We start from the raw sequence: 18174 nt of genomic DNA, 5'->3' as shown, positions 1-18174 counted from the left end.
CAAACGATCTCCTGGTGGCGCACCATTCTCTGCGGCACGCACGCCACCGCCGCATGCACACTCGACGAACAGCGGATTCGGACAACGAGCGACGCCCTCCCCCGTCAGCCGGATTTTCTCAGGCGATAGCCGACGCCGTGCACGCTTTCCAGGATGCCCGACGCCCCTGTGGCCACCAGCTTTCTCCGTAGCCGGGTCATGTGGCTGTCGACGGTGCGTGGGGATGCACTTACGTCTGCCATGCACGCATTGAGCAATTCGATGCGCGTAAAGGCACGATTCGGCAGCCTGGCCATGTGAGCCAGCAGGCGGAATTCGACGAGTGTCACGGAAACCGGCGTTTCACCGGAGGACGTCCGCACGCACACCCTATAGCTTTCCGTATCGACTTCGAGCGCTCCCACCCGGAGACGACGTTCAGGAGCGAGCGCACCGGAGCGGCGAAGCATCGTGAGCAATCGCGCGACGACCACGTCCGGGTTGAACGGCCTGACGATGTAGTCGTCAGCGCCGGCGTGCAGTGCGCGCAACCGCTCCCTGTCCAGATCACACTCCGAAATGACGACGATGGGGGTATCGCTTTGTCGTCGCAGCCTGGCCAGCATTTCCAGGGTATCCGCACGGAGTTCACGGACGTCGAGAATGACCAGATCCGGCTTCAGGTGCAGGTGCGTGGCAAGCACGGCCTGGGAGGTGTTGGTCTGAAACGTTCGAAACCCGTTGCGAGTCAGGCAGGTATCGAGCGTTGACGACATGTCCGGTGCGTCATCCGCGATGAGTATGAGCGAGTGCATGATTGAATTTCCGAGTCGTCGCCTTTCGTGCGCGTGAACACCTTCCGGACAGCGTTCGACGCCGGACGGGGTCCAGGTTCACTGGCACGAACTGGCACGACTCGACGAGTTGAAAGCGGCGTTCGGCATGGCGCACGCCGAAGCCATCGGGATAGAGGCTGGGGAAGAATATTTCCTGCACCCGGACCAGGCCGGACGCCGGGCGGGATCGATCGGCCGATTGCTTCGCGGGTTGCTGCGGCTCATCGCGGCAAGGCACGCACCGGCCTTCGTCCGGTGGTTGGCGCATACAGGTCGCCACCCGGCAGCCCAGCCGCAGGCGACGACATCGCTTGCCTCGTGCCTGCCCTGCCCGCCAAAGAGCAAAGGTGCGTTCGTGATCGGCGGTTGGCTGCATCACCCGACCTCACCGCTCGAGCGCCCGACGCCAAAAAGCTCGCGATGCCCGGGGAGCGTCCGGTTTTGCCTCAACCGGCCAGCTGGCCCCAGGCTTCCGGCAGCGGACGTCGCCGCACATATCGCGCGCGCAACGTCCGGGTACGGTTGAGGCGCCTATGCTGACGAAGGCCAGCACGTGAAGCGGCCCGTTAAACCACGATGCCGATTTTCACGCCGACACCGCGGACGGGAATCTGGAGATCCTCCGAATCAGGTCAGAGGCTTTCTCCCCGATCATGATCGTTGGCGCGTTCGTGTTTGCACCCACCAGCGTCGGCATGATGGAGGCATCCACCACACGCAAGCCTTCCGTTCCCCGTACGCGCAGTTGAGAATCAACGACGGCGAGCGCGTCGTTCCCCATGCGACACGTTCCTACCGGGTGGTACACGGTGTCGGTCCGCTCGCGCAGCAGCGCACGAATGTCTTCGTCCGATCGCGACCGGGACTCGAACAGATCCTCCGTCACGAACTCGGACATCGCCGGCGCCGCCATCAACCGCCGAGTCAGCTTGTATCCGTCGACCAGGACATCGAGATCGTCCGCGTGCTCGAGGAATGCCGGGTCGATCAACGGCGCGTCCAGCGGATCCGCGCTTCGCAACTTGACCGACCCACGGCTTTTCGGCCTCAACAGGCACACGTGACAGGAAATACCATGCCCGAGCTGCACCTTCCTTCCATGATCGCTGACGGGACCCACGACAAAGTGCATCTGAACGTCCGGTCGCTCCAGATCGGGACGCGTCTTCAGGAAGGCGCCGCCTTCAGCAAAGTTGGTCGTCATCGTGCCCTGCCGCGACGCCCGGTATTGCCTGATGTCGCGCAGCGTCTTGATCCCGCCGCGTACCGATACACCTAGCGCGTCCAGGCTATTCGTCTTGTAGCTGACGACGAAGTCCGGGTGATCCTGCAAGTTCTCCCCCACGCCCGGGAGATCGGCTACGACCTCGATCCCATGACGCTGAAGTTCGTCCTTCGGCCCGACGCCGGACAACATCAGCAACTGAGGCGATTGAAACGCTCCCGCGGAAAGGATCACCTCTTTCTTTGCCCAGACCGTCTCGACATTCCCCCCACGCGAGACCTCGACGCCAACGGCCCTGTTGCCGTCGAACACGATGCGTCTGACCTGCACACCGGTCTCCACCGTCAGATTGTCGCGAACCTTCAGATGCGGAAAGAGATACGCACGTGCCGCACTCCAGCGCTCGCCATTCCTCTGGGTCACCTGGTAGATGCCGACGCCTTCCTGCTCCGCACCGTTGAAATCGTCCGTGACGGGCAGGCCGCACTGACGTGCGGCCTCCAGCCAACGGCCCTGAAATGGATTACCGGTCCTCAGATCGCTGACCCACAGCGGGCCGCCGCGCCCGTGCCATTCATTGCCAAGCCGCTCGTTATGCTCGCTTCGCTTGAAATAGGGGAAAACGTCGTTCCAGGCCCAGCCTTCGTTGCCAAGCGCGGCCCAGTCGTCGTAGTCGGCATGATGGCCACGCGTGTACACCATCGCATTGATCGCCGACGATCCGCCCAACGCCTTGCCACGCGGCTGGTAGCCGCGTCGTCCCAGCAGCCCCTTTTGGGGCACCGTCTCGAACGCCCAGTTGTTCAGCCGGGACGGGACCATCAGCACCAGGGCGGCCGGAACGTTGATGGGCCATCCATCGCCGGTGCCGCCGGCTTCGAAGAGGCACAGCGTCACATCGGGGTCTTCGGTCAGACGCGAAGCCAGCACGCTGCCTGCCGAGCCGCCGCCTACAACAAGATAATCGAATGAGTTCTTCACGGGTCTGTGTCCTGGATAGATGCTTGAACGCTTCACAAGCAACTACCTGATGCATTGACTCCACCACTCACGTCGCGGCCTCACCGAACCGTTGCGCAATCGGCTTCATTCCGTCATGCATCAGAACTGCGTGGCCGCGCCGGCAGCGTTGGAGGTCATCCATCGAACCGCGTGCGGCCACGAAATGGCGAAAAGCGAAATCAACTCGCTTCCGCCAACGTATCAATGGTGCTGCGCGCCGCCGAGCACCTTTCGAAAGCTCGCGATGCCCTTCTCGATCCACGCCTGGGCGCCCGGGGAGATCGCCCCCATGTCGAAGAACCCGTGAATCATTCCATCGCACCTGATCGTGTCGACCTTGACGCCGCTCGCGTGGAGCGAGCGGCCATAGGCTTCGCCCTCGTCGCGCAGCGGATCGAATTCGGCGGTCAGGATGACCGCGGGCGGCAACCCGGCAAGGTCCTTCGCACGGATCGGGGCCAGTCGCGCATCCTCCCTGTCGGTACCGTCGAGCACGTAATGTCGGTCAAACCAGGCGATCGTCTCGAGATCGAGCAGGTAGCCCTCGCCGTTTTCCTTGAAGGAAGGAAAGCCGGCGCGGTCCTGTGCGACTGCGGGGTAGATCAGGAACTGGGCGGAAAGCGAAATTCCGTCGGCGTGCAGTTGCTGGGTCACGACGGCCGCAAGATTGCCACCAGCGCTATCTCCGGCCACCGCCACGACGTCGCTTCCGCCCAGCTCACCCGCGTTCGCGATCACCCATTTGGTCGCGGCAATCGCATCGTCCGCGGCGGCCGGATACGGATGCTCGGGAGCCAGCCGGTAATCCACCGAGACAACGACCGCGTTCGCGCCACGAGCCAGCTCACGACAAATGTTGTCGTGGGTATCCAGATCGCCGATCACGAACCCGCCGCCGTGGAGATAGACGACCGTCGGCAGATGACGCTCCTGGGTCGGACGATAGAGCCGCGCCCGCAGCGGTCCAGCCGCGCCGGGAACGGTCAAGTCTTCCACGCCGTGAATGTCGACAACGGCCTCCGGTGCGCGAACGGCGCGTGCCAGATGCTGCATCAATCCGCGTGCCTCTTCCGGGGTCGACTGCGGCAGCGGTTTCGCGCCGGACCCGGCAAAGGATTCGAGAAAGCCAGCGAGGTGCAAATCGAGTGCCATAACATCACCTTTAATCGAACGTTGCTCGGAGATCAGCGATACACGAGGACTTCGGAATCCGGGCTCAATTCCGGAATGGTCTGGCGCTCCTCCTCGTACTCGAAGTGGTGCTGCCACGGCATGCGATCGCCACGCGAGTGCATCTGGTGTTGCGAGCGCATCACGTACCCGGCATTGAAGTTGTTCGGGTCCGTCCACGGCAGACGCTGCATGTCGGCGTCCTCGGCGCGCAGGCACGGTTCCACCGTCTTCGCCCCCACCTTGTCCATATGCGCCAGGACGCGGCAGGTGAATTCGCAGACGAGATCGGCGCGCAGCGTCCAGCTCGACCGGTAGTAGCCGTAGATGAACGCCATGTTCGGGATACCCTCGATCATCATTCCTCGATACGAGACCCGCTTGGTCATGTCGACGGTATCTCCATCGACCTGGAAGGCGATCTGGCCGAAAGCGCTCATGTCGAAGCCGGTCGCCGTGACGACGATGTCCGCCTGCAGGTGCTCGCCCGACGCCAGCGTAATGCCGCTTTCGTCGAACGATTCGATGGTGTCCGTCACGACGGAGGCTTTCCCGTCCCGGATGGCCGTGAAGAGGTCGCCCTCGGGCACTGCCGCCACGCGCTGCTGCCACGGGCGATAGCCGGGATTGAAGTGCCTGTCGACGTCAAACCCTTCCGGCAGCTGTTGCCGGGTCTCGTTGATCAGCCAGTCGCGAACGGCGTCCGGGTTCGCTGCGGACAGATTGATCAGGTCGAACGTCTGCTTCAGGTGCGCACGCCGCAGAATCTCCGATCGCCATTCTTCGGGCAGGCTCAGTTCGCGAAGCGTCGCGTCCAGCTGGTGGGTCCAGGGCACCGCCGTGAAGAACGTCGGCGACCGTTGGAGCATCGTCACGTGCGCCGCGGTTCCGGCCATCGCCGGAATCAGCGTCGCCGCAGTCGCGCCCGAGCCGATCACGACCACCCGCTTTCCGGCATAGTCGAGATCTTCGGGCCAGTGCTGCGGATGAACGACCGTTCCCTTGTAGCGATCGAACCCGTTCCACTTCGGCGTAAAGCCCTGGCGATGGTCGTAGTACCCCGCCCCCAGCCACAGGAAGTCGGTGGTGAGCGAGAAGCGCTCGCCCGTGTCGCTGCGCGATACCTCGACCGTCCAGCGCTTCTGTTCGCTCGACCAGCTCACCGTTTGAACACGATGCCCGTAGCGGATCTTCGAACCGAGGTCATATTCCTTGATGACATCGCCCAGATAGCTGTGGATCTCCTCCGCCGTGGCAATCGAGCGGCCCTGCCACGGGCGAAATCCGAACGCATACGTGTACAGGTCGCTGTCGGAACGCGCGCCGGGGTAGCGATGGGTCCACCACGTACCACCGAATCCATCCATGGCTTCCAGGATGGCGAACGAGCGGCCCGGCAAGTTCATGCGGAGATGACAAGCGGCATCGAGCCCCGAGATCCCGGCCCCAATGATCAGTACATCTACGTGCTCAGGCGAACACGAATCTGTTTGTTTCTTAGTCATGAGATCCCTCCGATGACCAGTTATTGAAAATATCCGTAACGCCGCACGACTAGATCATTCGACTTGGTCATGTGACTACGAAGCAAAAAGACGCCCACACGTGTATGCCAGCGACAACGCTTCAAACCAGCACGGGACAACCGCAGGAAAGATCATCGACACACCCGGCCTGACATGCACGCGGATCATTGGCGGACGCATCCCGGTTTGACCGGTCACCCAGAACATGATCAATTGACCAAGTTCCACGGTTCCCAGTCTATGCAGTCAAGGGACAATTTGAATCAGGGGTTTCCATTACTCGATCGGTTGCGAAGGTTGCGTCGCCTCGCACGGGTCCCGTCGCGCCGAATGCTCCGCTGCGTCGCTCCGGAATCCGCTCGGGGAGATGCGACGGGGCGGCTCGCACTTGATGGCATCGGCCCCTGACGATGACGTCGACCCTTCGGCATCCGCAACTCTCGTCGAAGGATCTTCCCGACGTTGCTCTTTGGCAGGCTGTCGCGAAACTCGATGCTTTTCGGTCGCTTATAGCCAGTCAGCTGGCCTTTGCAGAACGTCATCAGATCTTCGTCCGTCAGGTCGGGCGCTTTCCTGACCACGAACAGCTTGACGGCCTCTCCGGAATGCTCGTCGGGTACGCCGATAGCCGCGACCTCGTATACGCCCGGGTGTCTGGCAACGACCTCTTCGATCTCGTTCGGGTAGACGTTGAAGCCGGACACGAGGATCATGTCCTTCTTGCGGTCGACGATGCGCACGAAGCCGTCCGCGGAGATCGACGCAATGTCGCCCGACCGGAAGAAGCCGTCCGCGGTCATCACCTTCGCGGTCTCATCGGGTCGCTGCCAGTAACCGGCCATCACCTGGGGACCACGAATGCACAACTCCCCTGCTTCTCCAGGCGGCAATTCCCTGCCGTCGTCGTCCCGGATCGACACTTCGGTAGAGGGCAGCGGCAGACCGATCGTGCCATTGAATTCGCCACGGGCCACAGGATTGATCGTGACGCAGGGCGATGTCTCGGACAGCCCGTATCCTTCGATAATCGGCGCGCCGGTCATCTCCTTCCAGCGCTTTGCGACGGCCTCTTGTGTGGCCATCCCGCCGCCGTTGGCCAGCAGCAGATTGGAGCAATCGAGGTTGGAAAATTCCGGATGATGAAGCATCGCGTTATAAAGCGTGTTCACTCCCGGAAAGCTCGTGATCTTGTATCCGGCAAGCGACTTGATCATCCCGCCGATATCACGCGGATTCGGAACCAGCACACAGAGCCCGCCCGTACGCATGGTCAACAGGCAGCACACGTTGAGCGCAAAGATGTGATAGATCGGAAGTGCCGCCACCGTGATGAACTGTGTAACGTCAGGGCGCCAACTACGCGCAGGCTTGAGCCAGACGTCCGTCTGCAATACGTTCGAGACGATGTTCCGATGCAAGAGGGTCGCCCCTTTCGACACCCCCGTTGTTCCCCCCGTATATTGGAGAAAGGCGACGTCATCCGGTGACTGGGAGGCCGGCACGAATTTGCCCTGACGTCCCGCTGCAATCGCATCGTCAAATGTCGTATGCGCGCTCGAGATCGGCGCCGCGGGCGAAGCTTGGTCGTGCGTCGCAATCAGAACATGCTTCACCTGCGTTTGTGCTCTGATCCCGTCCAAAGTTGCAACGCAACTATCGAGAAGGACGATCGCCTCCGCGCCGCTGTCGTTCAACTGATGCTGCAACTCGCGGGGCGTATAAAGCGGATTGACGTTGACGACAACGTAGCCGGCACGCAGGACTGCGCAAATCGAGATCGGGTAAGGCAGCACATTCGGCATCATGATGGCGACACGCGCACCACGCTCGAGCCCCCGCGATTGCAGCCACGTGGCCAGTGAACGAGACATTTCGTCAAGGTCACCATATGTGACCCGCTTTCCGTCGCATGCAAAAGCAGGCTTTCCCTGAAACTTGCCGAAGCTTTCTTCAATCAGCGCACTGACGGATCGATACGCATTGGAATCAATCTCTGCCGGAACCTCCGGCGGATAGGCATCAAGCCAGATCTTCTCCATACCCAATCTCCTCTGTCCCGTTTGAATAATTGCGCGACGCCACTCCGCTCATCAGGCTCGTCAACGAGCCGGAACGCGTCGAGCTACGCGAGATTCATCCCTGGCGAACTCGTCATTGACACGACCGCACGGACGGCGATGCGCCAGCCCGCGCGAAGATCAAGACGTCAAACATTGAAACCCTCTGTGTCGGCAAGCCGCCGAACAAAGGAAGCCGCGCATTCCAGCAGATATCGCGCTGCCGGGATATTGCGGGCCGCGGTGACGATGCCGTGATGATGTCCGGGCAGATGGTGATGCTCGACCTTGCTCCCTGCCCGTGCCGCGCACGATGCGTAGGCAATGCCTTCATCGCATAGCGGATCCAGCCCCACCGTTGCAATGAACATCGGCGGCTGCCGCCGGCCCTCCGCATGCAGCAACGGAGACAGGCGCGGAAGGTCAAGCGGGGTGCCGGCCGGCACGTAGTGATCCCGGAACCAGAGCATCGACTCGGCGACAAGCGGAAATCCGCCTTGAATGCGCCGGTATGAAGGAAGCGATGCCGTCAGGTCCGTCACCGGATAAAACAGGATCTGCCCGATGATCGCGGGTCCCGCCGCCGGTGCCGCATTGGCGATGATGGTCGCCATATTGCCGCCGGCACTGTCGCCCGCCAGGACCACCCGGGACGCATCGATGGAGAGCGCAGAAGCGTTGGCCATCAGGTAGTCCAGTGCCTGCTCGCAATCTTCGAGCGGGACCGGCCACCGGTGCTCCGGCGCTAGCCGGTACTCCACCGAAGCGACAGCACACCCGCCATGCCGTGCGAGATGACGGCAGATGCCGTCATGCGTGTCCACGCTGCCGATCACCCACCCGCCGCCGTGAATGAAGACGACAAGCGGCTTACCGTCGGCACCCGCCCCTGCGGGCGGTCGATAGAGCCGTACCCGAATACTGCCGTCCGCAACGGGAACATCGATGTCTTCATGGACAACGGCCTCGTCACCCGTGAGGCCGTTCAATTCGCAGGCACGCACGAAGTTCACGCGCGACTGGTCGGCGGAAAAGCTGCCGTAGTGTCGTCCGCCCAGTTCGCGGAACGCCCGGACGGCGTCCCGAGCATCGTCAGCCACCTCCGTCAGCGGCAACCAGTGCACTGATGTCATGTGCCTCTCCGCTCAGATCGCAGCGAACACGCTTTGATCCCATTGCGTCGCCGCGCGGTATTCGTCCACCGTGCCCGGCCAGTTGTTGATCACCTTGCCTTGCGCGTTCTTGTACCAGCTCGAGCAGCCCGCCGAAAACGCCGAGCCGACCATCGCCGATTGGAGCTTGCCGTTGTATTCGTCGAACACGGCCCGGTCGACGTCGACTGCCTTCACGCCAGCCGTAGCCATGCCGCCGATCGCGTCGATGATGTAGTTCTGCTGGATCTCGAGCATCGACACGATGGAGTTGTGGTTCAGGTTCGTGTTCGGCCCGTACAACATGAACATGTTCGGAAAGCCCGGCACGGTCATGCCGAGATACGCTTCCGGGCCGTCTTCCCACGCCTGGGCCAACGTGCGGTCGGTTCCGCGAACCTGCAGGCTGCCCTGGAATGCCTGACTCTCGAATCCGGTTCCGAACACGACTACGTCGAACGGGAGCAGACGGCCGTCCCGGGTTACGATGCCCTCGTCGACGAACGACTCCACCCCCGCCGTCTCCAGCGCGACGTTGTCGCGCATGAGCGCCGGATAGTAGTCGTCCGATCGCAGAATCCGTTTGCACGCGTATTCATAGTCCGGCGTCAGCTGCTCGCGCAGTACCGGGTCGGTCACCTGGCGATGAAGGTGTGCCAACGCGAGACTCTTGCCTTCCATCTGGGCGTTGGAACCCATCCGTGTACGCTCGAACCCGGACTCGCGGAAAGCGTGCAGCGATTTCCGGCTTTCTTCGAAAAGATGGGGCTCGCGCTCGTAGGTATCGAGCTGCTCCGTCGAGAAGACGATCTGGTTGCGCGGCATGATCCAGTTCGCGCTTCGCTGGAATACCGTCAGGTGATCGACCTTCGGCGCGATGAGCGGCACATACTGCACGGCGCTGGCGGCATTTCCGATGCTCGCCACACGCTTGCCGCTCAAGTCCACGTCGTGCCGCCACTCGGCGGAGTGGAAATACGCTCCGTTGAAATCCGCCAGGCCGCGAACCGCGGGAATCATCGGACGGTTCAGTTGCCCCCAGGCCGGCACAAAGAATCGTGAGGTCATCCGGGAACCGTCGTTCAGCTCGAATCGCCAGAGGCTTGCCTCTGCATCCCATTCCGCACTGCGAATCTCGCGGTTGAATCGCAGGTGTTCTGCCAGGTCGAACCGCGTGGCAAGCGACTTCAAATAGTGCAGCAGCTCATTGCGGCCGGCATACATGGCGCTCACGCGCAAATGCGGATGGAAGCTGTAGCAGTACAGGTGCGATTCGGTATCGCATGCTGCGCCGGGATACGAATTGTCCAGCCAGACGCCACCGAGATCGGGACGCTTCTCCAGCACGACAAAGTCGTCGATGCCCGCGATTTTCATGCGAGCGGCCATGCCGAGGCCTCCGAAGCCTGCACCCAGGATAACGATCTCGTGGTGCTCAATCCTTTCTACATTGTTCACGGTGCACTCTCTATATTTACGTTACGGCGACTGCGGATTTTCCGGCGTCGGTTCAATAGGCCTGTTCATACAGGCGCAATGCATCCGACTCCGTGACAACGACTGGATTGTTCAACAGCAAGCGCTGCTGCTTCATCGCATCGGCCGCCAGCGTTGGCAGGCTCGCATGCGTGACACCCACGTCGCGGAGACGACGCGGCGCGCCGGATCGGTCCATCAGGTCTTCCATGAATGCGATGAACGCCGCCGTGCGCTCCGTGGCGTCGCCTGTTCCACCCGCGCCGACGACGTCTGCCAGTTCCGCATAGTGCGAAGCCGCCGCTTCGGCGTTGAAACGCAGCACCGGGGCAAGCATCAAAGCGTTCGACAAGCCATGCGGGATATGGAAATGGCCACCCAATGGATACGCCAGCGCATGGATCGCGGCCACCGGGGCATTGGCAAAGGCCTGCCCCGCCAGGGTGGCGCCCAGCAGCATGGCCTCTCTCGCGTGCCGATCCTCGCCGTTCTCGCAAGCCGGAATCAGGTTGCTCACCAGCAATCGCAGTGCCTCACGCGCGAGCGCATCGGAGATGGCATTCTTCTTGTGCTTGCTGGTATAGGCCTCGATGGCGTGAACCATCGCGTCGATGCCCGTCGCAGCGGTATGGCTGCGTGGCAGGCCGACCGTCAATTCAGCGTCCAGGATCACTTTGTCGGCATACAGCTGACGTGCAACGATGCCCATCTTGGTTGTTTCGTTAACCGAAACGATGGAAATGTTGGTGACTTCCGACCCGGTTCCAGCCGTTGTAGGGATCTGCACCAATGGCAAGCGTGCACCCTGAACGTTGCCAATTCCGTACATTTCCGCGAGCGATTGCCGCGAGACGGTGAGCACGGCGGCCAGTTTTGCAATGTCCATCGACGAGCCGCCGCCCAGGCCAATGACGATGTCCGCCTCTGCACTGCGCGCGAACTCGACGCAGCGCGAGACCACGCTCTCCGGCGGATCGGCCACGACCTCGTCAAACACCGCCACGCGGAATCCCTCGGCCGCCAACGACGCTTTCGCCGGCTCCAGCACACCGGCGTTGTGCAGTCCCGCGTCGGTAACGATCAGGACATGACGGCGCTCCGTCCATGCCGCCATCACCTGACCCAGGCGGCGCACACAACCCCACTCCTGGAGAATGGACGGAACAGTTTCGAAGAGCATCGATTGCGGGGACATTTCCATTGGCGTTTCCTTGATGCAGACTTTGGCAGTTAGACTTGGGCGCACATGTACTTGATTTCCAGGTATTCCTCGATTCCATAACGGGAACCCTCACGGCCAAGGCCCGATTGCTTGACCCCGCCGAACGGTGCGACCTCGTTCGAAATCACGCCGGTATTCAGGCCGACCATGCCGTACTCCAGTGCCTCGCCGACGCGCCAGATCCGGCCGTGGTCGCGCGTATAGAGATAGGCTGCGAGCCCGTACTCGGTGTCGTTGGCCATCGCGATCGCTTCTGCCTCATCCTCGAATCGGAACACCGGACCGACCGGCCCGAAGAGCTCCTCGCGCGCGAGACGCATGGCCGGCGTCGCATCGGCAATAACGGTCGGCTCGAAGAACGTGCCCCCAAGCTGATGGCCTTTCCCGCCGGTGACGATTCGTGCGCCCTTGCTTACCGCATCGTCGATCAGCTGATTCAGGTGGTCACAAGCGGACTTCTGAATCAGCGGCCCCTGCTGCACCCCCGGTTCGATACCGTTCCCTACCTTGAGCGCCTGAACGCGCCGGGTGAGCGCCTCGACGAAGCGGTCATGAATGCCTGCCTGGACAAGAAAGCGATTGGCGCAAACACAGGTCTGGCCGCTGTTTCGGTACTTCGACGCCATCGCACCTTCAATCGCTGCGTCGAGATCCGCATCGTCGAACACGATGAAGGGTGCGTTGCCGCCGAGTTCGAGAGAAAGTCGCTTGATCGTCCCGGACGATTGGCTCATGAGTACGCGGCCGACTTCGGTCGAGCCGGTGAACGAAAGCTTGCGCACGATCGGGCTGGCCGTGAGCACCGCGCCGATCTCGCGCGACGGGCCGCACACCACTTGAAGGACACCCGCCGGCATTCCCGCCCGCTCGGCCAGGACGGCAAGCGCAAGCGCCGTCAGCGGCGTCAGGTCCGCGGGGCGCACGATGATCGAACAGCCCGCCGCCAATGCCGGCGCCACCTTGCGCGTGATCATCGCGGCAGGAAAATTCCACGGTGTGATTGCAGCGCAAACACCGACCGGCTGACGGATGACAAGGATGCGCTTGTCGCCTTGCGGGTGAGGAATGACGTCGCCGTAGACACGCTTCGCCTCTTCGGCGAACCACTCCACGAACGAAGCCGCATACACGATTTCGCCGCGGGCCTCCGCCAGCGGCTTGCCCTGCTCGGAGGTCATGATGAATGCGAGGTCGTCGGCATTCGCAACGATCAAGTCGTACCACGCGCGCAATATCCTCGCGCGCTCGTGGCTGGTGCGTTTCTGCCAGCCTTGTTGTGCAACGGCCGACGCTGCAATGGCTTGCTCCACGTCTGCTGCGCCAAGGCTCGCCACGCGGGCCAGGATTTCACCCGTGGCCGGATTCGTTACCGGAAACGAACGACCATCCGTGCCGCCAACCCATCCCGACGCAAGCCACGCACGCGTCTCCAGCAAGGATCCGTCGCGCAGTTGGGCGCGAAGCGCCGACGGGTCGATCGATTGGTTCATCCCGCTGTGCATTTCATCCACGAGCACTGTCTCCAGAAATTTCTTTTTTCAACCCGGGCGCTGTCGGCCGACCGCCGAAAACTGCCCGGGCTTGACTACGATGACGCCTGCTCCATCTCCCGCGATTCCGCCTGACTTCCGGTAGCCGACGCCGGCCAATTTCCCCGTCACCCGGACGCTTTCGCAAAAAATTGCCCACCCGGCGGAAGTCCGCGCGATTGCGGTGGCTTCCAATTGGGGATGAAACAGGAATGTAGATCACATGACATGGTCATTTGACCATAAACCATTTTTTGCGGCAACTCAGTAGTTGCACGGGCTACCGGTGCCCCCTTTGGGAGAGGGCCACACGAGGCGGGAGCGTCAGACAAGGGGATCGCTCGGGGCGAATCGGTCGGGTTCGTCGAAGCACTGCTGCAGGCGTCGTTCACCGCCCACCGCCACCGCGGGACCGGCACGCCGCCGGTGTTGGATCGGTCACCGCCCGCGGCGAACGACGCCGCCGCGTGCACATCGGGTACAAATCGATAGCCGGCGACGACCTGTTCTGCGTCGAATGCGGTGCGCACCGTCATGCATGACGGCTGCCTGATCGCGCATCAAAGCGTGGCCCGTGGTCGCGTATCGCCGCGGGCCGCGGGCGTACAACAGGCACTCACCGGCGACTGAAGCCGCCGTTCCCGGCTTCTGCCGCCGGTTCTCTACGACTTCGGCCACACAATACGACTGCGAAATGGGATGTGCTACCCGGGTGGGCGATCTGCACCGATGTGCGTGTGGCTCACCCCGCCGGCACTCAGTACAGCCCGGCGACTGTGCGAGCCGGGAGGTCGCGATCGTACGAATCTTCGTCGAACGTGGCGCCGCTCAACCGCCGATGCATCGCACCCGCGCTCGGCAGCCGGTCGCGTTCGATCCGCGTATCCGGATCCCGGAAACGCGAACGCACGATGGCCTTCGAGAAATGGAAACAGGCGGCGTCGCTGTGGATCAGCAGCACCGTGCGCGGCATTTTCCCGTCGACGGCAAAGCGCGCGAGCAGGCCGGGCAGCAAGCCGTTGAGCAGCAGGTCATCCCGGTCGAGCCGCTCCACGATCCTGGCCTCGTCGCCGCGCGGCGCCGGCCGGTACCAGTACGGTTCCGGCGCGCCGTCGGGCAGATAGCGTTCGCCTGCCGCGCAGTCATCTCGCTCGTTGCGCCGATTCCGGCAAGCGCGTCAGAGCGGCCGCGTCAGTTCCCCATGCCGTACGGGAATTGAGCAGGCTCATGCGATGAAAGCACACCCCGCCGCCGAGCGGCCGGAGCAATCACCGCGGACACCCTGCAGCGTCAGCCCACCGACCGGCCGGCGCCTTTCCAGTAAGCGTCGCGCAATACATACTTCAGCAGCTTGCCCGCACCGGACAGCGGCAGCCCGTCGCGAAATTCGACGCTGCGCGGGCATTTGTAGCCCGCGATCAGCGTCTTGCAATGCGACTTGATGTCGTCTCCGGTTACGTCGACGCCCGGCTTCAGCACGATCGCCGCATGAACCGTCTCGCCCCACTTTTCATCAGGAATCCCGATGACGGCGCACATCGCGACCGCCGGGTGTTTCGCGATCGCGTTTTCCACCTCGACCGAATAGACGTTCTCGCCGCCGGTCACGATCATGTCCTTCAGGCGATCCACGATGAACAGGAACCCGTCCTCGTCGAGATAGCCCCCGTCTCCCGTGTGCATCCACCCGTCACGAATCGCCGCTGCGGTTTCCGCCGGCTTGTTCCAGTACCCCTGCATGACACCTGCGCCGCGCGCGACGACTTCGCCGGGCGTGCCGCGCGGCACCTCGACACCGTCGGCATCGACGACACGGATCTCGGCAAAGAACGTCGACCGTCCCGCGGCGCGCAACTTGCCCGACTGGCGGCCCTCGGGGGTATGGCATGCAGGCGGCAGCACGGCGATCACCGGAGACATCTCGGTCATCCCGTAAAGCTGCATGAATGCGGCACCGGGCAGTGCGTCAAACGCGCGATTCAGCACCGCCTCGCTGATCGGCGAGGCGCCGTACTGGACCAGCCGGAGGCTGCTGGCGTCGTGCGTCTTCATGGCCGGATGATCGACCAGCATCTGGATCATGGTGGGCACCAGCAGCGTATCGGTCACCCGCTCCTTCTCGATGACCGACAGCGCCGCGGCCGGATCGAATGCCGGGAGGAACACATGCCGCCCGCCGCGCAGCAGCAGCGCAAGCATGAGCGTCACGTCGGCCACATGGAACATCGGCGCGGCGTGGAGCCCGACGCCGTCCTCCGCGATCACGCCTTCGGCAAGCATGTCGAGCGCGTTGCTGAACAGGTTGCGATGGCTCAGCATCACGCCTTTCGGCACGCCCGTCGTGCCCCCGGTGTAGAGAATGCCGGCCAGGTCCTCGCCCGAGCGCATCGCGTCGGGCACCGGCGGCGCGGCGGCCAGCAGCGCCTCGTAGGACAGCATGCCATCGGGCGTTGCGCCTTCGCCCGCATGAACGACCGCGCGCAGCGCCGTCGACCGGCTGCGCAACTCGGGCACCATCGGTGCGAACGCGTCATCCACCAGCAGGATCGCGGTATCGCAATCGTCGAGCGAATACGCGATTTCGGCGGGGCTCCAGCGGATATTGACCGGATTGACGACGCCGCCCGCCCACAGGACCGCCAGGTAGTACTCCAGATAGCGGTCGGAATTCAGCGCGAGCATGGCGACGCGGCCGCCGGCATCGAGGCCCAGCGTCTGCAACGCCGATGCCAGCCTCGACACACGTTCGCCGAGTTCCGCAAAGGTCCGGCGCCGTTCGCCGAACACGGTCGCGATGGCATTCGGCTTCTGCTGTACCGCGCGATGCAGCCCAATGGTCAAATGCATGACGTCTCCTGACTGGTGATCGATCTCGAACCGGCCGTCGAACGGATTCAGGCCCGCTCGAAGATGGCCGAGATGCCCTGCCCGCCGCCGATGCACAGCGTCACCAGCGCGTAGCGGCCGCCCGTCCGGTGCAGTTCGGCAATCGCCTTCGTGGTGATGATCGCCCCCGTGGCGCCCACCGGGTGGCCGAGCGAAATGCCCGATCCGTTCGGATTGACCCGGGCCGGATCCAGGCCCAGTTCCTGAATGACGGCACAGGCCTGGGCGGCGAATGCTTCATTGGCTTCGATCACGTCCAGGTCCTGCATCCTGAGCCCGGTGCGTTCGAGCACCTTGCGCGTGGCCGGAACCGGCCCGATCCCCATGTACGCGGGCTCTACGCCAGCGTGCGCATAACCGGCCAGACGCGCGAGGGGCCGCAGGCCCAGCGCATTGACACGCTCCGCCGTCGCCAGCACGACCGCGCCGGCACCGTCGTTGATGCCCGACGCATTGCCGGCCGTCACGAGGCCGTCCTTCCTGAAGACCGGCTTCATGCCGGCCAGCGTCTCCACCGTGGTATCGGCCCGCACGTGCTCGTCGGTATCGAACCGGACCACGCCCTTGCGCGTGCCGATCTCGACCGGCACGATCTGCTCGTCGAAGCGCCCCTGCGCAATCGCCAACGCGGCACGCCGCTGGCTCTCCGCGGCGAGGCGATCCTGCGCGTCGCGCGAAATGCCGTAGCGCGCGGCGACGTTCTCCGCCGTGATGCCCATGTGCATCTTTTCCCACGGGTCGTGCAGGATGCCGACCATGTAGTCGATCAGCGCGGCGTTGCCCATGCGCGCGCCGTAGCGCGCTGCGGTATCGAAGTACGGGCCGCGGCTCATCGACTCGGAACCGCCGCCGATCGCGATATCGCAATCGCCGTGGCCGATGGCCTGCGCCGCCGACACGATGGCCTGCAGGCCCGAGCCGCACAGGCGGTTCACGTTGAAGGCCGGCGTCTCGATCGGGCAACCCGCATCGAGGGCGGCCACGCGGCTCAGGTAGGCGTCGTTCGGTTCGGTCGGAATCACGTTGCCCATCACCACGTGGCCGATCGCATCGGGCGCGACGCCGCTGCGCTCGATGGCCGCCTTCACGACCGTGGTCGCGAGCTGCGTGTTCGGCACGTCCTTGAGCGCGCCGCCAAAGGTGCCGATCGCGGTGCGCGCGGTGCCGACGACATAGATGTCACGCTGGGTCATATCGATCTCCGGAAGATGAATGGAATGGATCAGCGGCCCGCAAACCTGGCAGCCTGCCTGGCATGGAACGCGTCCAGCCCGGCAGCGAAGTCCAGCGTCGCCGCGCAGGCGCGGAACGCGTCGGCTTCGGCGCCGAGTTGCGCGGGCAGGCTGCGGTCGAACGACTCGCGCATCAGGCGCCGGATCGCGCCATAGGCCAGCGTCGGGCCGGACGCGAGGCGCTGTGCCAGTGCGTCGACTTCCTCCTGAAGCCGCTCCGCCGGGACGACCCGGTTGATCAACCCGAGCCGCTCGGCATCGGCAGCCCCGAAGGTCTCGCCCAGCATTGCGATTTCGAGTGCGCGGCGCAGCCCCACCAGGCGCGGCAACACCCACGAGGTGCCCGAATCGCAGCTCGCACCCAGGTTGATGAAGGCCGAGTTGAAGCGCGTCCCCTCCGCCGCCAGCACGAAGTCGGCCTGCAGCATCAGGCTCAGGCCCGCACCCGCGGCCACGCCATGAACCTGGGCGATCACGGGCGCGTTCAGTCCGGCCAGGATCGCCACGGCCTCGTGAATCGGCGTGATCAGATCGACGGCCCCTTGCACGGGATCGGCGCGCAGCGTCGCCAGATCGCCGCCCGCCACGAACCCCTTGCCGGCACCGCGCAGCACGACGGCCCGCACGGAAGGGTCGGCCGCGAGATCCTTCGCGGCGGCGAGCAATGCGCGGGCCATCGGCACGTCCAGCGCGTTGAGCGCGTGCGGCCGGTTGAAGGTCAGCGTGACGACTGCGGCCGCGCGCTGCACTTGCAGTTCGGGAGCGCCCGGGACGTCCCGCGAAGGTGAGTCGGTCGTATTCATCGGCATTTCAGGAAGAGACGCAACTGATGGGCAGGCCGTGGATCACACCGCATGCCCGGTCGATCGGGCGATGGGTCGCC

The 18174-nt window shown here is 63.6% G+C and carries 12 protein-coding genes and 1 pseudogene; all 13 read right to left on the bottom strand.

The window, feature by feature from the left end:
- Positions 1–104: 104 nt before the first annotated feature.
- The gene (locus JYJ84_RS03110) at positions 105–794 is read right to left on the bottom strand and encodes a response regulator transcription factor (protein WP_175221945.1); all 690 of its coding nucleotides are present in this window, start codon (positions 792–794) and stop codon (positions 105–107) included.
- 607 nt (positions 795–1401) lie between these two features.
- A complete protein-coding gene (locus JYJ84_RS03105; protein WP_175221946.1) occupies positions 1402–3021 on the bottom strand; it encodes a GMC family oxidoreductase in 1620 nt (539 codons plus the stop codon).
- 222 nt (positions 3022–3243) lie between these two features.
- Positions 3244–4194: an alpha/beta hydrolase gene (locus tag JYJ84_RS03100; RefSeq protein WP_175221947.1), complete on the bottom strand. Its 951-nt coding sequence runs from the start codon at positions 4192–4194 to the stop codon at positions 3244–3246.
- 32 nt (positions 4195–4226) lie between these two features.
- Positions 4227–5717: an NAD(P)/FAD-dependent oxidoreductase gene (locus JYJ84_RS03095; RefSeq protein WP_175221948.1), complete on the bottom strand. Its 1491-nt coding sequence runs from the start codon at positions 5715–5717 to the stop codon at positions 4227–4229.
- Between the two features lie 452 nt (positions 5718–6169).
- Positions 6170–7777 (bottom strand): annotated as a pseudogene (locus JYJ84_RS03090) (AMP-binding protein); the annotation flags it as partial.
- 167 nt (positions 7778–7944) lie between these two features.
- Complete coding sequence (locus tag JYJ84_RS03085; RefSeq protein ID WP_175221950.1) at positions 7945–8928, bottom strand: alpha/beta hydrolase; 984 nt, start codon at positions 8926–8928, stop codon at positions 7945–7947.
- Between the two features lie 12 nt (positions 8929–8940).
- Positions 8941–10404, bottom strand: a complete 1464-nt coding sequence (locus tag JYJ84_RS03080; protein WP_122950378.1) for an NAD(P)/FAD-dependent oxidoreductase — start codon at positions 10402–10404, stop codon at positions 8941–8943.
- Positions 10405–10456: 52 nt separating this feature from the next.
- Complete coding sequence (locus tag JYJ84_RS03075; protein ID WP_175221951.1) at positions 10457–11623, bottom strand: iron-containing alcohol dehydrogenase; 1167 nt, start codon at positions 11621–11623, stop codon at positions 10457–10459.
- 29 nt (positions 11624–11652) lie between these two features.
- Positions 11653–13146 (bottom strand): NAD-dependent succinate-semialdehyde dehydrogenase, encoded by a 1494-nt coding sequence (locus JYJ84_RS03070; RefSeq protein ID WP_236027644.1) that lies wholly within the window; start codon positions 13144–13146, stop codon positions 11653–11655.
- Between the two features lie 784 nt (positions 13147–13930).
- On the bottom strand, positions 13931–14227 hold the full coding sequence (locus JYJ84_RS03065; RefSeq protein ID WP_175221952.1) for a hypothetical protein: 297 nt from the start codon (positions 14225–14227) through the stop codon (positions 13931–13933).
- A 236-nt stretch (positions 14228–14463) separates the two neighbouring features.
- Positions 14464–16020, bottom strand: coding sequence for a long-chain-fatty-acid--CoA ligase (locus JYJ84_RS03060; protein ID WP_175221953.1), 1557 nt, complete (start codon positions 16018–16020; stop codon positions 14464–14466).
- A 47-nt stretch (positions 16021–16067) separates the two neighbouring features.
- Entirely contained in the window at positions 16068–17252 is a 1185-nt protein-coding gene (locus JYJ84_RS03055) for an acetyl-CoA C-acyltransferase family protein (protein WP_122950374.1), read from the bottom strand.
- 29 nt (positions 17253–17281) lie between these two features.
- Positions 17282–18094, bottom strand: a complete 813-nt coding sequence (locus tag JYJ84_RS03050; RefSeq protein ID WP_122950667.1) for an enoyl-CoA hydratase/isomerase family protein — start codon at positions 18092–18094, stop codon at positions 17282–17284.
- Between the last annotated feature and the right edge of the window lie 80 nt (positions 18095–18174).

Origin of the sequence: Burkholderia sp. LMG 13014 (assembly GCF_905232215.1) — a bacterium.
Classification (GTDB): Bacteria; Pseudomonadota; Gammaproteobacteria; order Burkholderiales; family Burkholderiaceae; genus Burkholderia.
Note: the sequence above shows the minus strand (reverse complement) of the source record. Positions and strands in the feature narration are given on the sequence as shown.

What these genes read in the sequence shown, in the direction of transcription:
- JYJ84_RS03100 (WP_175221947.1), bottom strand. Translation starts at nt 4,194, where the DNA reads ATGGCACTCGATTTGCACCTCGCTGGCTTTCTCGAATCCTTTGCCGGG.
- JYJ84_RS03070 (WP_236027644.1), bottom strand. Translation starts at nt 13,146, where the DNA reads ATGCACAGCGGGATGAACCAATCGATCGACCCGTCGGCGCTTCGCGCC.
- JYJ84_RS03085 (WP_175221950.1), bottom strand. Translation starts at nt 8,928, where the DNA reads ATGACATCAGTGCACTGGTTGCCGCTGACGGAGGTGGCTGACGATGCT.
- JYJ84_RS03110 (WP_175221945.1), bottom strand. Translation starts at nt 794, where the DNA reads ATGCACTCGCTCATACTCATCGCGGATGACGCACCGGACATGTCGTCA.
- JYJ84_RS03050 (WP_122950667.1), bottom strand. Translation starts at nt 18,094, where the DNA reads ATGAATACGACCGACTCACCTTCGCGGGACGTCCCGGGCGCTCCCGAA.
- JYJ84_RS03095 (WP_175221948.1), bottom strand. Translation starts at nt 5,717, where the DNA reads ATGACTAAGAAACAAACAGATTCGTGTTCGCCTGAGCACGTAGATGTA.
- JYJ84_RS03055 (WP_122950374.1), bottom strand. Translation starts at nt 17,252, where the DNA reads ATGACCCAGCGTGACATCTATGTCGTCGGCACCGCGCGCACCGCGATC.
- JYJ84_RS03060 (WP_175221953.1), bottom strand. Translation starts at nt 16,020, where the DNA reads ATGCATTTGACCATTGGGCTGCATCGCGCGGTACAGCAGAAGCCGAAT.
- JYJ84_RS03075 (WP_175221951.1), bottom strand. Translation starts at nt 11,623, where the DNA reads ATGGAAATGTCCCCGCAATCGATGCTCTTCGAAACTGTTCCGTCCATT.